Origin of the sequence: Rugosibacter aromaticivorans (genome assembly GCF_000934545.1) — a bacterium.
GTDB lineage: Bacteria > Pseudomonadota > Gammaproteobacteria > Burkholderiales > Rhodocyclaceae > Rugosibacter > Rugosibacter aromaticivorans.
In genome coordinates this window covers 876788-892644 of the sequence record NZ_CP010554.1, presented here as the reverse complement: position 1 = coordinate 892644, position 15857 = coordinate 876788, and the positions used below count along the sequence as shown (strand labels likewise).

Genomic DNA, 15857 nt, shown 5'->3' with positions numbered 1-15857 from the left:
CTGTGCTGAGCAGTGAAGCGCATTTTTCAAACAACATCCCTCTACAAACAACTGCATATGACGCGACTTTTACCCACGTTGCACGCAATCAAACCGCCAGGCAAAAACGGCTTGGGCGACCTGGTCTTTTCGGAACGTTGATTCAATGGGACCCGTAGATGAGACCCAATGGCCCACGTTATGTGCATCGCCTGGAAATTTCCGGCACGATTCCCACGGGACAACACGACCATAACAACACCTTGAACCCGAGCGCCAATCACTGGACAGTCAATCCTGACTAGTCTGGTACCGTATTTTTCACCCCTCGATGGACAGCGTCGACACGCATTTTCTATCTCTGGAAGGATAAAAATACCGGCCCGAATCCAGGCTGGGTGGCGCATGGTGCCAGGGATATGCGCCCTGGACAGACCCTTTCATTTCAACTTTGCAACGGAATATGAAGTGCTGCCAGGGAAACTGCGTCTGGGCGTGAGTGGTTATTTTCCCAGGCAAACCACAGACACCGAGATGAATGGCCCGTCGATCGCTGATACCCGCGCTCGCGCTTTCGGCATTGGCCCTGGCATGCTCTGGCATGTCGCCATGCAAAGACCACGTGTTCGCCAGTTATTACCAGGGGTCAGGCGTTAAAAATCGCACCTCCGGCAGTCGGCTGTCGTTACGCTACACCCACGCGTTTTAGTGCGTTTGGGGCGCGTTTTGTTTTACCCGCCCCGGGGACATTGCGCCCCGGGGCGATTTTCACCGACAATAGCGGGCTGTCTTATTTCCCATGTCTATCCATGTCAACCTCGTCTCGCTTTGCGGTGACCTTATCGGTCGCATTATCGCTCACCACGCTTTTCCCGCTTTACCCTGCCCGCGCCGAATCTCAAACTGAAATGCGGACTCTCCCCCCGACCACACCGATAACGGCTGATGCCATTGTCGTTTCGGCCACACGGCTTGATCAATCGGCTTTCGATCTGCCGGTGTCGATCGACAGCGTCAGTCAATCGCAATTGCAGGATGGGCAGCTGCAAGTCAATCTTTCCGAATCGCTCGCGCGCATTCCTGGCATCGTTGCGCAGAACCGGCAGAACTACGCCCAGGACTTGCAGATTTCCTCACGCGGTTTTGGCGCACGCGCGAGCTTCGGCGTACGCGGCCTGCGCTTATACGCGGATGGCATACCTGCGACAATGCCCGATGGTCAAGGGCAAGTTTCGCATTTCGACCTCGGTTCCGCCGCCCGCGTGGAAGTACTACGTGGACCGTTTTCCGCGCTTTATGGCAATGCTTCTGGCGGTGTGATTTCGCTGTTTACTGAAGACGGCACGCCGGGCACGACCATCACGCCCAGCGTCACCTTCGGCAGCTATGGCACACAGCGCATAGGCACCAAGCTCTCGGGTGACACCGGCGCGTTGAACTACGTCACGGATATTTCCACCTTTCGCACCGATGGTTACCGCGACCATAGCGCCGCCAAACGCGATACGATCAACGGCAAGTTCAAGTGGAAACTCGGTACCGACTCGAAACTCACGCTGGTGGTCAATACCGTCGACATGCCCGACGTGCAAGACCCACTCGGCCTGACCCGTGCCCAGTTCGAGGCCAACCCGGAACAGGCAGGCACCAATGCGCTCGCCTACAACACCCGCAAGAGCGTCGCACAACATCAACTCGGGCTGGCTTACGAACAAAAACTCGGCGCTGGTGACACGGTAAATTTAATGGTCTATGGCGGCCGGCGCGATACAACTCAGTTTCAGTCCATCCCGAAGGCTGTCCAAACGCCCGCAACTCACCCGGGTGGCGTGATCGATCTAGTTCGTGACTACGCGGGTGTCGATGCGCACTGGACGCATCGCAGTGAACTGGCCGGTGCGCCACTGGCGACCACGGTCGGTATCAACTACGACAACCTGGACGAAGCACGCAAAGGGTTTCAGAATTTCATCGGCAACACACTTGGCGTCATGGGCGCGCTGCGTCGTAACGAAGAAAACCACATTTTCAACGTCGACCAATATGCGCAACTGCAATGGGAGCCCTCCGGGCGCTGGCTGCTGCTGGCCGGCCTGCGCAACAGCCAGGTGAAGGTGAGTTCCCAAGACAAATACATCGTCGGCATCAATGGCGACGACAGCGGGCGAACACAGTTTTCAGCCACAACGCCGACCCTCGGTCTGACCTGGCGGGTTAATCCGGCGCTGAACCTGTACACCACCTACGGCCGCGGTTTCGAAACACCGACAATGAATGAGCTCTCCTATCGCCCTGATGGCGCGCCTGGCCTCAATTTTTCCCTACGCCCGGCGAAAAACGATACCTATGAACTCGGCCTTAAAGCCTTGCTCGGCCAGGCGACACAACTCAACATCGCCTTGTTTGATGTGCGTACGCGAGACGAAATTGTTGTCGCCACCAATACCAATGGCCGCACCACGTTTCAAAATGGCGGCCGCACTCGCCGCAATGGCGTCGAAGCGAGCCTTTCCACTGCCTGGAACCACGGCCTGAGCTTGGCAGTCGCTTACACCTCCCTCGATGCAACCTATCGCGACACCCTCGGCACAAGCACCCTTTCCGGTCATGCGCTACCCGGCATTCCGCGTCAGTCGCTATTCGTTGAAGGCTCCTGGCGACACGAACCGTCCGGTTTTTCGTCAGCGCTGGAACTACGCCATATCGGAAAAGTGTTTGTCAATGATGCAAATGCGGATGCTGCCCCAGCGTACACGATCGCCAATTTGCGCCTCGGCTTCGAGCAAAAAACTGTCAGCTGGAAGCTCAAGGAATTCCTCCGCATCGACAACCTCTCCGACAAAAAATACGCTGGCTCGGTGATCGTCAATGAAAGCAATTCCCGCTTCTTCGAGCCCGCCCCCGGACGCAACTGGCTCGCCGGGGTTTCTGCCGGTTATTCTTTTTAAACTGGCAGCATGCGATAAAAAAATAGCTTGGCTGTTGCCGCAGCAACAGCCAAGCCACCGCACCCCAAGGGTACTCCAGAGACGTCCAGAGATGGATTCAAAGATTCGCGGCGCATCACCAGCGCGCCCCGTAGGAAGTACCCTTGGGGTACCGAGTTTTTAGAAAAAATCAGTGGCTGTCTTTGACAACCTTCAGCGCTTCCACCGGGGCGATGATGTTGACTTCATCACCGATGCCCGGCAGCCCATAGTTCATGCCAAAGTCAGAGCGCTTGATCGTCGTTTCAATATTCGCGCCACACACCTCGCGCGGCAGCATGGGATGCTTGCCGCAACTGACCTGCACCGCCAGGGTGACTGGCTTGGTGACGCCCAGCAAGGTGAGATCCCCTGGAATGAAATTGACCTTGACGATATCCGACAATTGAAATTCAGGAATCACAAAATGGATGGTCGGAAATTTATCGGTATTCAGAAAATTTTCACCCCGCATGTGTTTGCTCCACTCATCCAGCCCCATATCGATAGACGCTGCATCTATCGTGATATCGGCAGACACTTTGCGGCTGGTCGCATCATATTGAATCGTGCCAGCAGTTTTGTTAAAGCGTCCGCGCTGAATACTGAACGTGAAATGCTCCACCTCAAACACCGGAAAGGTGTGACGGCTATCTACCGTATAGGTTTCAGCGTGTGCCGCACCCGTTAGCGCGAATACAGCGCTGGCTTGAAGCACTGCTTTAAAAAGTAGGGATGTTTTCATGGGGTCATTACCGGACTAAACGAAGTCCGAAATATACCGCTCTTGGCGCGCCCGGTGCATAGAAAGTTTCATGATGCCATTGATCAGAATTGGTCTGGAACGTGCCTGCCGCATCAAAGGGATTTTGCCCTAGCGCCCCCGCGTTGGCGTAATGCCGATCGAAGAGATTATTCACACGGCCAAACAACTCCCAACCACGATCAAGTTTCACGCGGGCGCCAAGATTAAGCACGGCATAGCCCTTGGCGTCGCCGCTGCCGAAAAATGCACCCCCCGCCTGATGCGCATTATTCTCATTACCTCGTACATATTGCCGCGAATACCCAACAGCATCGGCAGTGAGTAACCAGCGCTCATTGAAGACGTAATCCGCCCCCAGTTTCAGGCTGTGCAATGGAATGCCCGGCAAGCGATTGCCCGACTGGACGCTGATTTCATCTGCCGCGCAGCGGGCATCCAGCCCGCGCGCGCTGTTATCCGGCGAGAGCAGACACGCCGAGGAACGGTAAGTTGCCTTGACATAGCTGTAACCGACGCGCCAGTCCATGGCACCGTGTTGTGCCGACATCTCAAGTTGCACGCCTCTACGGCGCGTGCGGCCGAAATTGGTGAAATAGCCTTGGCTGGTGGATGTACCTACAAAGAGAATATCGTCGTGATTCTCGGCCGTGAACGCTGCCGCATTCCATTTCAGCGCGTCGTTCTGCCCGCGCAAGCCAGCTTCCAACGTACGCGTCACTACTTGCTTGAGGTAGGGATCGGATTGCATCGCATTCGGCAACGAACAAGGATTGGCCGAGTCGGCACAGCCCAGCTCGATTGGGCTGGGCGCGCGATTACCCTGTCCCGCGCTTGCAAATGCGGTGATTGCTGGATCAAGTTGCCACGTAAAGCCAAGCGCCGGATTAAGTTTGGTGTAGGTGAAATCGCCCTCGAGCGCGGGTGCATTGGGCCCTTGGTCATGCGTCGTTACCCGCGTGTGGTTGTAGCGCAGCGAAGTGGTCATGGCAATTTCTCGCATCGGCTTCCAGGTATCGGTAGCAAACAGACTGCCGCTACGCGTCGTGCCAATCAGCTGATTATCCAGCACCTCGCCTGTGGCATTGATGACACCGCGCTGAGCATCGAAAATACCCAGCGCCGTGGTCTGAGCAAAAGTGGTGCGGCTGGCGTCATAGGTGGCACCGAAAGCGACGTGGTGGTTGCCGTTGTTGTCATTATCCAGCCGCGACCATTGCAGCGCACCGCCCCAGCTCATTTGCGTGCTGCGTGTGCGATTGTTGGCGGCAGTGTCGATGTTCAAACCATCACCCCCTGTGGCCATATCATGTAGCCCGCCCTCAAAATCATTATTGATGTCGCCATTCAAAGTCCGCGTCCGGTTTTGGCGGTGGTAGAGCGTAGCCGACAGACGCGCATTTTCATCGAGCCAGTAAGCGGTATTGAGGCTCAGGAGATCAAGGCGGTTTTGCGTCCGGTCCGGTTTCGTGAAAATACCCTCACGCCGCGCCTGCAACATCGCGTCGGGCAAGAGGCCATTACCGGTGAGATCGGTATCCGCATGCGTCCAGGCCAGATCCATCTCCAGCGGGCCGTTATAGTGCGAGAGCTTGCCGAAAAACTGATCCACTTTCGAGGGCGAGAAATCGCGCCAGCCCTCCTCGCGGAACGTCGAGGCGGCGAAAAACACACCGGGATTATTTTCCGCTCCGGGCTTGCCTGAAAAGTCGGCGCTGGCGGTACGGCGACCGAAGCTGCCTACTTCAGTCTCTACGTTACTACCTGCCGCATCCAGCCCGCTCTTGGTATGAATCGACAACGCGCCACCCAGCGTATTCAAGCCAAACAGCGGATTCGAGCCGGGAATCAGATCGATACTGGCAATGGCCTGGCGCGGAATCAAATCCCAATTGACACTCTCGCCAAACGGCTCATTAACACGCACGCCATCCTGATATACCGACAGGCCTTGCGGCGTGCCGAGCAAGGGGCTCACGGTGAAGCCACGATAATTCACATCGACTTGGAACGGGTTGCCCTGGATTTCATTCACGGTCACGCCATTGAGTCGTGCATTCATTAATTCAGGCAGCGAAGCGGCACCGCTCGCGCGCACTGCATGCTGATCGATCGACTGGACACTGGACGAAATTTCACGCTTCGGTTGATCCAGGCCCTGCACCGGTGAGACACCGATCACCTCAATGGAGGGCAAGGCCAAGGCTGCTGCTGTTTGAATTTTTTCTTCTGCCCAAACGGTAGTCGATAAAAAACCCGCCAAGGCAATCAGAACCAAATGCATCCCGCGCGGTTGCTGTCGGTAGAACGAAAAATGAGGGGGCATAAACCCAATACGACTCAAAAGAAAAAATGCCTGATCGGCGCATGGGCACATGATAGGATGTGACGTCGTGCATTACGACTCTTCGCCACCACCTTTTTGCCACCACGTTCAAACTTCACGCCATGAAAATTACGACATCGCTATCTACCCTCATACTGATCATCGCGGGGCTGTTCATCACGCCAACGCATGCTGCGCTATCTACCCCATTCGCTTATATTCCGAATGAAAAATCCGGTTCTATCTCGATTATAGATACGACGACACAGAAAGTTGTCGACACGATTACCATAGGAGGCGCGCCGCGGGGGATCGTGGTTTCGCAGGATGGCAAATTGCTGTACGTCAGCGACCGCAATGCCAATGGGCTGGTGGTGATTGATCTGGCAAGCCAAAAAATCGCCACGCGTATTCCCCTGGGTGAATCACCGGAAGGCGTGAGCATTTCGCCGGATGGGCGCTGGGTGGTAGCAGCCATTGAATTAACCAACAGCGTGGCGTTTATCGACACTGCCACGCAACACATCGCCTTTTCAATCAAGACCGCCGGCAAAAACCCGGAACATGCCGAGTTCAGCCCCGATGGCCGCTGGTTGTTGGTGAGTGCCGAAGAAGCTGATAGCGTCGATGTCATTGATGTTGCGGCACGTCAAGAAGTCAAGGCCATCACCGTCGGCGCACGGCCGCGTGGCATCGGCTTTCTGCCCAACGGCAGCCAGACTTATGTGGCCTGTGAGCTACCCGGCATGGTGTATGTCATCGACATGGCAACGCAAGCGGTGGTTAAAACAATCAAAGCGGGAAATTTTGCCAATGGCGTGGCCGTTGCACCTAATGGAAAACACGTGTTCATTTCCAACGGCCGCGATGCGTCGGTTTCTGTGATTGATGTGGCTAGCCAGCAAATTATTGCCACTATCCCGGTGGGCAATCGCCCCTGGGGGCTAGCCGTCACCCCTGACGGAGGCAACGTGTATGTTGCTAACGGTCGCTCTAACAGCGTTTCGGTTATCCACACGGAAACCCACCAGGCCATTGCCACGATACCCGTAGGCGCAGCGCCCTGGGGTGTCGTGATTCACTAATTAATCCACTGATACCTGTTCTTTTTCACAGCAGCAAAACCACCATCAGCGGCAGAGTAAAGAAAAAGCCCAGGGTAGAAACAACCATCACCGCAGCGAGTATTTCTGTATCCAGACCGAATCGTTCGGACAACAGCACAGTCGCCATCATCGTCGGCATGCCGGCCAGCAAGATCATGACTTGAGTCACCTCAGTCATGCCAAATAGCGGTAGCACAACAGCCGCAACCAAAGCCGGCATCACAATGAGCTTGATGGCACTTGCGGCAAGGATCATGCGTGGCGAGCGCTTGACTGTTTCCAGCGAGATAGACATACCCACGGTGAGCAGCATGGAGGGCACAACCGCCTGTCCCAACAAATGCGCTGTTGCACTCACCCACTGCGGCATGGGGATGGCCAGCAGATTAACCAGCAACCCGGCACAAAACGCCCAGACTGGCGGCATTTTCAGTAGAGTCAGGGCAAATGTACCCAGATGAAAGGACTGTTCCTTCGCGCCCAAAACAGCCGCCGTGCCCGCACCGAGGGTCCAGTAAAGAATCGAAATACCCAAGACATCGGCATAGATCGCGTAGCGCGCAGCGTCTGGTCCAAACAGTGATTGCAGCACGGCAATACCCATAGACAGGATATTGCCAAAAGAACTTGCAATAAGTAGCGCACCCACCCCGGGGGCAGCTATACCCCACAGAGCACGCGGGCGAGCGAAAACCAGCCAGCCCAGCCCCATGGCCACCAGCAAACCAAGCCAGATCGATGTGGGTACCCAAATAACTTCGAGCCCAAAATGTGCCCGACTGATCACGTCATAAGCAATACCGGGGTAAAACAGATAGAGCACGAGCGCATTGATAGTGCGCCGCGTATCGACGACAGATAAACCACCGGGGGGGTTTTTGCGCCAGATAAAGCCGAGCGCAATCAGCGCGATTAGCGGTGCAACGCCACGTTCGAGCGAGAGAAGAAGGTCAGACAGCATGGCAAGTCACGTTGGGCGCCGTATCACCATCCGCTACGGTGAGGAAAGCGTTTCTTGCTTGACCGCCTTGTAGCGCAGTTGCTTCATCAGCGTCGGGTTTTTGAGCGTTCATATGCGGCAGTGTGAATCAGGGTCGGGGTGGATGCCAAAGGGCCCCGAAAAAAAGAAGAGGCATCAGCTAACCAGCGCACGCCTCTTCTCAATTTGCGATCATTCAGGGCGTCTGACGCGTACTAACGTAAGCCCACAAAGCCTCGACTTCTTCTGGTGTGACTGAACCTTCCCATGCGGGCATGGCCCCCTTGCCATGTAAAACCGATTGGACAAACCGGGCTTTTTGATCAAGCGGAAATTCGCGCAAATCAAATGTCGAGGCACCGGTATTAACCATATTCACCCCGTGACAACGTGCGCAAGTACTGGCATACACACGCCTGCCCTGCTTTATTGCCTCTGGAGCCGCAGCACCTGCCACCACTGGCGCAACCGATGTGGCTACTGCTGGCTGCCAGCTCGGGTTTTGCGGTATTAAAGTCTCAGTCTGGGTTGAGGTCGGGGCTGCCTCGTGCGCACAGCCACCTGCCAACAGCAGTACGCTCAGCGCCAAACCACGCAGAGTGCGCTTGAAATAGCGAAGAGTGATCAGCATCATTTACTCAACTTAAATGTCCAAACCGATGAACCAGCGGGTACATTCGCCAGGTTAGGATCAGCCGCAATCGCTTGATACAGGTTAGCCGAACCGCTGACGACCGTGACGTATTGCTCACCATTACGTTCCCAGGTAATTGGCAAGCTGGTGATACCCGATCCCGTCTGGAAGCTCCAGAGCTTTTTGCCGGTGTCGCTGTCGAACGCCAGGAATTCACCCGTCATCGAACCAACGAAAACGAGATCACCCGCTGTCGCCAACACACCACTCAGATAAGGTGTATCGAGCTCATTCGACCATTTAGGCTTGCCTGTCAGGGGATCAATCGCGCGCAATGCGCCGCGCTTGCCATCTTCAGGTGCTGGAAAGCCACCCATCTCAATGCCCAGATACCAGGCACCGTGACGATATTCCGGCTTCACGGTCTTAAAACGCATGCCCATGTTCACGGTGTTGACATACGCCAAATTGCGCTTGGGATCAAAGGCCATCGGCGCCCAGTTTTTTGCGCCATAGGCTCCAGGCCAGACTTCATAGAATTCGTCCGACTCCAGGGATGACTTCACTTTTTTAGTCATTTCCGACTCAATCGGTCGGCCAGTTTTCATGTCGATTCCGTTTGCCCAATTCAACTTTTTAGCAAACTGGTTAGCGCGTAGCAACTGGCCATTGGTGCGGTCAATCACATAAAAGTATCCGTTACGATTCGCCTGCATGATGACTTTACGCATCTGGCCATCAATCTTGAGTTCAGACTGCACCAACTCATTGACGCCGTCATAGTCGTAGGCATCATTGGGTGTGAATTGATAATACCAGACAAGTTCGCCCGTTTTTGGCCGTATTGCCAACACTGAGCAAGAATAGAGATTGTCTTTGCCTGCACCACGAGCATTCGCATTCCACGGCCCGCCGTTGCCTGTGCCCCAATACACCAGATCAAGCGCTGGATCGTAGCTGCCAGTAACCCAGGTAGGCGCACCCCCCTTGAGATAAACTCCTTCTGCCCAGGTATCACCATGCTTTTCATTGGGCGCAGGAACCGTCCAGACATGCCAGAGTGATTTTCCAGTTTCCGGATCAAGCCCCTCGAGAAAGCCGCGTGTACCAAACTCGCCGCCCGAGTTACCAACCATCACCACACCATTCGCAACCAGCGGCGCCAACACGAACGCATAGCCTTCTTTATAGTCAGCCAGCTTGGTTTCCCACAACAACTTACCCGTCTTGATATCCAGCGCCATGACACGAGCATCAACTGTGGTGCGGAACAGCTTGCCGTTATAGGCCGCCGCGCCACGCGATTGCGCACCACAGCAAAGTGAGGCATACACATCCTGTGGCAAATTAACCGGCGTCTTCCACTTTTGCCGGCCTGTCAGCGCATCAATAGCGACCGTTGCATTGTGCGTGGTGACATACATCATGCCGTCAATCACCAGCGGCTGCACCGACGCATTGGCTGAATGGTCAAGGCTCAAATTCCACACCGGGGTCAGCTTGCTGACCGTCGTGCGGTTGATTTTTGCTAGGGGGCTATACCGTTTTTGGTCATAGCCCATGCCGTAGGTCAGCACATCTTCTGTCGTTTTCGCATCATTGCGCAACATCGCATCATCCGGTCCGGTGGCGGCAAATAATGGTGCATTCGCCACCATACCGCCCACCACAGCCACCCGCAAGGTGGCACGTAATAATTCCTTAATTACTTTCATCACATCTCCTCACGTTACAGAATTTAAATAATCATGGATACGTTTAGCATTCTTGATGCCGTTCGTACCGTTCGTACAAATGGTATCCCATCCAACCCTGCTTTAAGCTTGCAAACTGCTCGCATCCAGGAACTTGTCATAGTGAATATGCGCTTCCGGAATCCCCGCAGCATATAGTTGCGTCATTGCGGCATCAATCATGCGCGGCGGGCCGCAAAGGTAGGCGTGGCGCGCACCTAACCCTGGCACGTGCGCGGGCACAAGGTATTCTGTCACGAGCCCACGACTGCCCTGCCAGTTACTGTCAGATGGCTCATCGGACAGCACGGGTACAAACTTGAATGTCCCTTTCCACTGTTCGGCAATGCGCGCAATGGCATCAAGTTGGTAAAGATCGCGTTGGGCACGTGCACCAAACAAGAACAGCACATCGCGGGTACTGCCTTCTTGCAGCGCCGCTTCAAGTATGCAAAGAATAGGTGCCAGACCACTACCCCCAGCGATAAACACGAGCGGCGCATCTTCGGGGCGCAACCAGAAATCGCCCCCTGGGCCGCTAACTTCCAACGGCTGGCCAACGCGTGGTTCAGCAAACAACCAATCAGTGAATGCCCCACCCGGAACATGACGAATGAAAAAAGTCAGTTGCCGCGCACCGCCAACGACTGGCGCCGTTGCGAAAGAATACTCGCGGTCGCGATCCAACCCGGCTCGGCGCAGGCTGGCATACTGACCCGCAGCATAGCTAATCGCCCTGCCCGCAGGGTCAAGATCAATTTTTAACTCAACGATATCGTGGGTTAGGGCTTGTTGAGAGGCAATGACACCAGAAGCCGTCACGACCTCGTGATGCGGACGATCGACGTCAATTTCCATCTCGACAACGACTTGCGTTCCCGCCGGCACTTTTGCCTGGCAAGCGAGGATATAACCAGCACGTAACTCTTCGCCACTCAGCACATACGAAAAATCGCGAATCGCATTCACCTTGCCTGAAATCAAACGGCATCGGCACGACATGCAGGTTCCCACCTTGCAGCTATGCGGAAAATCGTAACCCGCTTCCAACACTGCCTGCAGCATGCTCTGACCCTGGGGAACCTCAACTTCCACTCCCAACGGCTGGACGCGCACCGTCGCCGGGCCCTTGGGTTTTTTCTTGAAAAAACTTAACATTTCATCAACCTTTATCCTGCTCTGGGCTTAGCCGTCTACCAGCAGCCTAGACAACACCGCGATTTAAAACAACAATACCAACTATTGCTGGCTGTCCCCTTCCGCCTTCGGGACTACTTCTCTGATGGAAAGCCTCGGCCCGCTGCCAAATAAGCCCCTGTGATAATCGCACTTTGCATCATGGTGTGATCAGCGATATTCTTGCCCACAATGTCGAAAGCAGTACCATGCGCAACCGACAGATGCGTATAAGGCGGGCCAAGAATGATGGCGCTGTTGCCTGAAAATCCCCAGGTTTTGATCGCGATATGTCCCTGGTCGTGATACATGGCCAGCACGATATCAAAACGCCCTTCAATGCACTGACGGAACACCGTATCAGGACTCATCGGCCCTGTGGCATCTATACCCTCAGCCCTTGCCTGGGCAACGGCTGGGGCGATCTGTTCGCTATCTTCACGGCCCATGGCATGTGGATTTAGCCCGGCAACGACAATGCGTGGTTTTGGAATTCCCCATTCACGCATGACCGCATCCAGCTTGCGCAGGGTTAATGCCACCAGATCCCGGCTAATGATCTCGCACACATCACGTAACGCCATGTGATCGGTCAGATGCGCCACACGCAAAGGCCCCGAGACTAGAAGCAAATAACTTTCACCTGGCGTGACGCTCACAACCTTATCGAGCGTGCCAGCCATCTTCATTGAGCCGGTGCTGATGGGGCCCATAACAGTTGCCGCAAACTGTCCGCTACGTGCCAACTGATCAGCTTCGTCAAGCCACTCTGCACTCACTCGACCACCAACAGCGGTGTCTTCGCCCAAAGGAAGCGGCTCACCATCCATTCGGCCAGTATCAAGAATATCCAGTGTATCCACCCGATCAACGATGCCTGCAGGCACCGTGGCAGGATCTGTTAGCACATTGATTTGAGCGGTCTTGCCAATAAAACCTAAGGCACGCGCCATGGCTGCCGCGCTGCCAATTAAAACAGGACGGCATGCAGCGTGCAGTTGCCCAGCTAGCCACGCCTTGGCAATAACCTCGGGGCCGATGCCTGCGGGGTCACCAATAACGACACCAACTGCTGGACGGGCCGGGCGTTCTTGTAGAGAAGTCGTCATTCAATACTACCCGACTAGATGTGAAACACATCGAGAACCTGATCGATGCGGTCGTTGAGGACAATGGTTTTCTTGGCATGGATCAGCCAGCTGTCGTTATGTGGCTTGAGAGTGTAATGCGCCGTGCCGAAATAGCTACGTACCGCATGCTCGGTGACGGTATGCACTACCCAGTTGGTACGTGCCAACACGACATCGTCTGGCTCGCTGAGATCGATCAGCTGAAACTGGTGGCTAGTCCGTGCCAATGGCGTGCTGGAGGCAGAGCGTCCCGTGCGAATGCGAAAAACGCGATCTTCCAAGCCGCCACGATTTTTGTAGTAGATCAGCGAAACATGTTTCGTCGGGTCGGTAACCAGGGTGCCGTCGCTGTCCCAGGCCGGCACCCAGTAGTCGACATCCGGGGCATACAACGCCAGCCAGGCATCCCAGTCCTTGTCGTCAAGATGTTTGGCCTCCTGCCCCAGAAAGCGCAACACCGAGTGCCAGGCGGCAACTGTCACGGTGTGGTGGGAGGATTCATTCACGGCGTTCATTGACCACTCCTTTCAAGCTCTTTTTGTACAATGTCCTGCATGCGCCGGGCCCATTCCTCGAGAATACTGACATAGATGCCTTCGTCGGCAACCTGGGTGCTGCTCATGCGGGCTTCAACGCCGATTTCCTGACCCACCGCATTGACGCCGCGTTCCCAGCGCGTCTGACCGCGCGAGATGTCGCTGAAGGGGGCTGCCTTGGCCTGGAAGCCAATCTGGCAGTTGCGGAATTCGGCCAGGTCATCGGGGGTGGCCATGCCGCTGGCGTTGAAGAAATCTTCGTATTGCCGGAGACGATTTTCACGGGCTTTCGCGCTTTCGCCCTTGGGGGCGACGCAGTAGGTGATGACTTCGGTGCGATCAACCGCCAGCGGCCGGAAGACACGAATCTGGGTGCTCATCTGATCCATCAGGAAGACGTTAGGCATCAGCATCAGGTTGCGCAGGCGTTCGGTCATCCATACCGCGCGGGCGACGCCATACTTCTCAAAATAACTGTCGCGGAATTCAAAGTTCGGCCGATCCTGATAGTTGGGATAGACCGCGTACAACACGGCGTGCCCTTGGTCGAAGGCGTAAAAACCACTCGCGCCCTTGTCCAGTTTGGAGATGTCGTAGGTTTTGGTTTCGGTGGTGGATTGTCCTTTGGCGCGCCGCCCCACGGTCATCAGGTAGTTGCCGTGGGTGGCTTTGACGTGATAGCCATCCAAGCCATTCTCAGCCTGCAGCTTCCAGTTGCCCTGGTAGATGTAGGTCGTCTCACCGGGCAGCACTTCAAGTTCGCCCGTCGGCGATTGATCGACCAGCAGGTCAATAAAGGTGGTCGAGCCGTTGAGGTATTCCTTTAACGGCGGCACGTCAGGGTTGAGACTGACCCAGATAAAGCCGCGGTAGCTTTCCAGTTTAGCCACCGGGGTCAGGCCCAGGTGTTTGCGATCGAAGCCAGGGGGGTAGCCACCGTCGGCTTCGTCGGTGACGTTGATGAGTTCGCCTTTCGAGTTGTAACACCAGCCGTGAAACATGCACAGGTGCACTTTCTGGTTGCCTTTGGTGTGGCGCACCACTTTGGCGCCACGGTGGGCGCAGACGTTCAGAAAACCGTGAACCTTGCCCTCTGCATCTCGGGTGAGGACGACGGGTTGCCGACCCACGTTGATGGTGAAGTAGTCGTTGGGGTTGGGCAGCTGGCTTTCATGCGCCGCATACACCCACCCGCCTTCAATCAGGTGTTCCAGCTCCAGCTCGAACAGCGTCGGGTCCGTGTAGATGTTACGCGCGCCGAGCGCGATATCGCCCGGGCCATTGACGACGACCCGGTTTTCCAGGTCGCTGAGTAACTGACGCAGTTTGTCTTGCTTGAGTGCGTCTGCAGATAAGGGGGCATTCATGGTGAGTCTCCTCTCAGGTGTTTAGTTCAAAAACCATGATAAGGTCACTGGCAGTGCGAACGTGACTCTTTTAATTCAGCAAAGTATAACTTATTGCCAACCGGCGCGCCTATTTTCAACCACAGCAAGCACCTGCTCTTCTGGCTCTGCATTCAAATCCCAATATTTCAACCGCGATTTAACGATCCAGTTTTCCCAGATAAAAGGCACGAATGAGGCAGCAAAACAAAGCACAATACTAGGCATCTGCGGTGCATTGGGCACAGGCCGCAAGTATTCATACCTTTTATCCGGATCAAGATGGTGTTCCGAATGATTTGAAATTTCAAAGGTTATGGCACGACTAAACGCCTTGAGATGATTCCAGGAGTGTCTCGGCGCAATCGCTGTGCCCGGTTTGCGTATCAAGCCATAGTGCTGGGTATAGTTAAATCCGCCAAAAATCAACCAGGCCAGAAGCCATGTCATAAGGAAATAGGGTATTCCGCGCAGACCGGCAAAATAGATAAACCCACTGAACCAGGCGGTGAGCATCCAAAACGACTCAAAAATTCGACCACGCCACCAAAAAATACGGTGTCCCAACTTGGCAAGTCGCGCGCGCTCGATGCCCACTGCCGTTCGCAGACTTTTATAAAGAGAGGGATAAACAAAGCTGTAAATCGTCTGCCCTCGCCTTGGCGTGTCGTGGTCCTGCACAGTTCCCACATCAATGTGATGGCCATGAATATGGTAAATGTCATACATGGGCAAACCCAGGATTGTCGAATAAATCCGCGCGCACAACTGGGCTATCCGGTTTTTACGATGCGAGAGTTCATGCGCGGCAGGCAGCGCACCCAGTGTCGTCAAAAAGGCAACGGAACCCAGGGTGACTAGGCGCTGACTCGTTGTTGCCACATCAGCAGCGATCTGTTGTGCAAAAACAAACCACAGGAAGCAAAGTACAGGCAGTGGAAGATACAACGCGGCGGTATAAAACCAGGCGGGAAACCGCGTATGGATAACGATATCCGTTTGAGAAAATCCATCCGCCAGTACCAATATCAACACCCCGACAAAGCCGGCCCAAACCCAAATGCCACCAAGCGCGATACCCGCCGCAGCAAGCACTACAAGAAAAGAAGGTGCCAAACAGCGAACCCATTCAATCAACACGATA

Annotated in this window: 14 protein-coding genes; 4 read left to right on the top strand and 10 right to left on the bottom strand. The window is 55.0% G+C overall.

Going from position 1 to position 15857, the window contains the following annotated elements:
* Positions 1–158: 158 nt before the first annotated feature.
* The 3 genes from PG1C_RS14735 (at position 159) to PG1C_RS04540 (ending at position 2927) form a co-directional block, all read left to right on the top strand.
* Positions 159–284 (top strand): transporter, encoded by a 126-nt coding sequence (locus PG1C_RS14735; protein WP_202636217.1) that lies wholly within the window; start codon positions 159–161, stop codon positions 282–284.
* Between the two features lie 100 nt (positions 285–384).
* Complete coding sequence (locus tag PG1C_RS14975; RefSeq protein WP_414629201.1) at positions 385–636, top strand: transporter; 252 nt, start codon at positions 385–387, stop codon at positions 634–636.
* Between the two features lie 152 nt (positions 637–788).
* Positions 789–2927: a TonB-dependent receptor family protein gene (locus PG1C_RS04540; protein ID WP_202636215.1), complete on the top strand. Its 2139-nt coding sequence runs from the start codon at positions 789–791 to the stop codon at positions 2925–2927.
* A 169-nt stretch (positions 2928–3096) separates the two neighbouring features.
* Here the strand turns inward: PG1C_RS04540 and PG1C_RS04535 are convergent, their stop codons facing one another.
* Positions 3097–3690: a YceI family protein gene (locus PG1C_RS04535; RefSeq protein ID WP_202636214.1), complete on the bottom strand. Its 594-nt coding sequence runs from the start codon at positions 3688–3690 to the stop codon at positions 3097–3099.
* Between the two features lie 7 nt (positions 3691–3697).
* Positions 3698–5992: a TonB-dependent receptor gene (locus PG1C_RS04530; protein WP_237218289.1), complete on the bottom strand. Its 2295-nt coding sequence runs from the start codon at positions 5990–5992 to the stop codon at positions 3698–3700.
* Between the two features lie 164 nt (positions 5993–6156).
* Between PG1C_RS04530 and PG1C_RS04525 the strand changes: the two genes are divergently transcribed.
* Positions 6157–7119 carry a YVTN family beta-propeller repeat protein gene (locus PG1C_RS04525; protein ID WP_202636212.1) on the top strand — a complete coding sequence of 321 codons (963 nt, stop codon included), beginning with the start codon at positions 6157–6159 and terminating at the stop codon, positions 7117–7119.
* Between the two features lie 25 nt (positions 7120–7144).
* Here PG1C_RS04525 and PG1C_RS04520 read toward each other — a convergent pair whose 3' ends face one another.
* From PG1C_RS04520 to PG1C_RS04485, 8 genes are all read right to left on the bottom strand, one after another.
* Positions 7145–8101: an AEC family transporter gene (locus PG1C_RS04520; RefSeq protein WP_202636211.1), complete on the bottom strand. Its 957-nt coding sequence runs from the start codon at positions 8099–8101 to the stop codon at positions 7145–7147.
* Between the two features lie 214 nt (positions 8102–8315).
* Positions 8316–8753: a c-type cytochrome gene (locus tag PG1C_RS04515; RefSeq protein WP_202636210.1), complete on the bottom strand. Its 438-nt coding sequence runs from the start codon at positions 8751–8753 to the stop codon at positions 8316–8318.
* Positions 8750–10468 (bottom strand): PQQ-dependent dehydrogenase, methanol/ethanol family, encoded by a 1719-nt coding sequence (locus tag PG1C_RS04510; protein WP_202636209.1) that lies wholly within the window; start codon positions 10466–10468, stop codon positions 8750–8752. Before PG1C_RS04510 ends, PG1C_RS04515 begins: the two co-directional genes overlap by 4 nt.
* Positions 10469–10570: 102 nt before the next feature.
* A complete protein-coding gene (locus PG1C_RS04505; RefSeq protein WP_202636208.1) occupies positions 10571–11644 on the bottom strand; it encodes a 2Fe-2S iron-sulfur cluster-binding protein in 1074 nt (357 codons plus the stop codon).
* A 113-nt stretch (positions 11645–11757) separates the two neighbouring features.
* Positions 11758–12771 (bottom strand): PdxA family dehydrogenase, encoded by a 1014-nt coding sequence (locus PG1C_RS04500; protein WP_202636207.1) that lies wholly within the window; start codon positions 12769–12771, stop codon positions 11758–11760.
* Between the two features lie 14 nt (positions 12772–12785).
* The gene (locus PG1C_RS04495) at positions 12786–13307 is read right to left on the bottom strand and encodes an aromatic-ring-hydroxylating dioxygenase subunit beta (protein ID WP_202636206.1); all 522 of its coding nucleotides are present in this window, start codon (positions 13305–13307) and stop codon (positions 12786–12788) included.
* The gene (locus PG1C_RS04490; protein ID WP_202636205.1) at positions 13304–14695 is read right to left on the bottom strand and encodes an aromatic ring-hydroxylating oxygenase subunit alpha; all 1392 of its coding nucleotides are present in this window, start codon (positions 14693–14695) and stop codon (positions 13304–13306) included. The genes PG1C_RS04495 and PG1C_RS04490 overlap by 4 nt, the downstream gene beginning before the upstream one ends.
* A gap of 90 nt (positions 14696–14785) precedes the next feature.
* Positions 14786–15853, bottom strand: a complete 1068-nt coding sequence (locus tag PG1C_RS04485; RefSeq protein WP_202636204.1) for a fatty acid desaturase — start codon at positions 15851–15853, stop codon at positions 14786–14788.
* Positions 15854–15857: the final 4 nt, after the last annotated feature.

Coding starts and splice junctions, on each gene's coding strand:
- PG1C_RS04515 (WP_202636210.1), bottom strand. CDS start 8,753: ATGATGCTGATCACTCTTCGCTATTTCAAGCGCACTCTGCGTGGTTTG.
- PG1C_RS14975 (WP_414629201.1), top strand. CDS start 385: ATGGTGCCAGGGATATGCGCCCTGGACAGACCCTTTCATTTCAACTTT.
- PG1C_RS04500 (WP_202636207.1), bottom strand. CDS start 12,771: ATGACGACTTCTCTACAAGAACGCCCGGCCCGTCCAGCAGTTGGTGTC.
- PG1C_RS04510 (WP_202636209.1), bottom strand. CDS start 10,468: ATGAAAGTAATTAAGGAATTATTACGTGCCACCTTGCGGGTGGCTGTG.
- PG1C_RS04520 (WP_202636211.1), bottom strand. CDS start 8,101: ATGCTGTCTGACCTTCTTCTCTCGCTCGAACGTGGCGTTGCACCGCTA.
- PG1C_RS04505 (WP_202636208.1), bottom strand. CDS start 11,644: ATGTTAAGTTTTTTCAAGAAAAAACCCAAGGGCCCGGCGACGGTGCGC.
- PG1C_RS04525 (WP_202636212.1), top strand. CDS start 6,157: ATGAAAATTACGACATCGCTATCTACCCTCATACTGATCATCGCGGGG.
- PG1C_RS04540 (WP_202636215.1), top strand. CDS start 789: ATGTCAACCTCGTCTCGCTTTGCGGTGACCTTATCGGTCGCATTATCG.
- PG1C_RS04495 (WP_202636206.1), bottom strand. CDS start 13,307: ATGAACGCCGTGAATGAATCCTCCCACCACACCGTGACAGTTGCCGCC.
- PG1C_RS04490 (WP_202636205.1), bottom strand. CDS start 14,695: ATGAATGCCCCCTTATCTGCAGACGCACTCAAGCAAGACAAACTGCGT.
- PG1C_RS04530 (WP_237218289.1), bottom strand. CDS start 5,992: ATGCATTTGGTTCTGATTGCCTTGGCGGGTTTTTTATCGACTACCGTT.
- PG1C_RS04535 (WP_202636214.1), bottom strand. CDS start 3,690: ATGAAAACATCCCTACTTTTTAAAGCAGTGCTTCAAGCCAGCGCTGTA.
- PG1C_RS14735 (WP_202636217.1), top strand. CDS start 159: ATGAGACCCAATGGCCCACGTTATGTGCATCGCCTGGAAATTTCCGGC.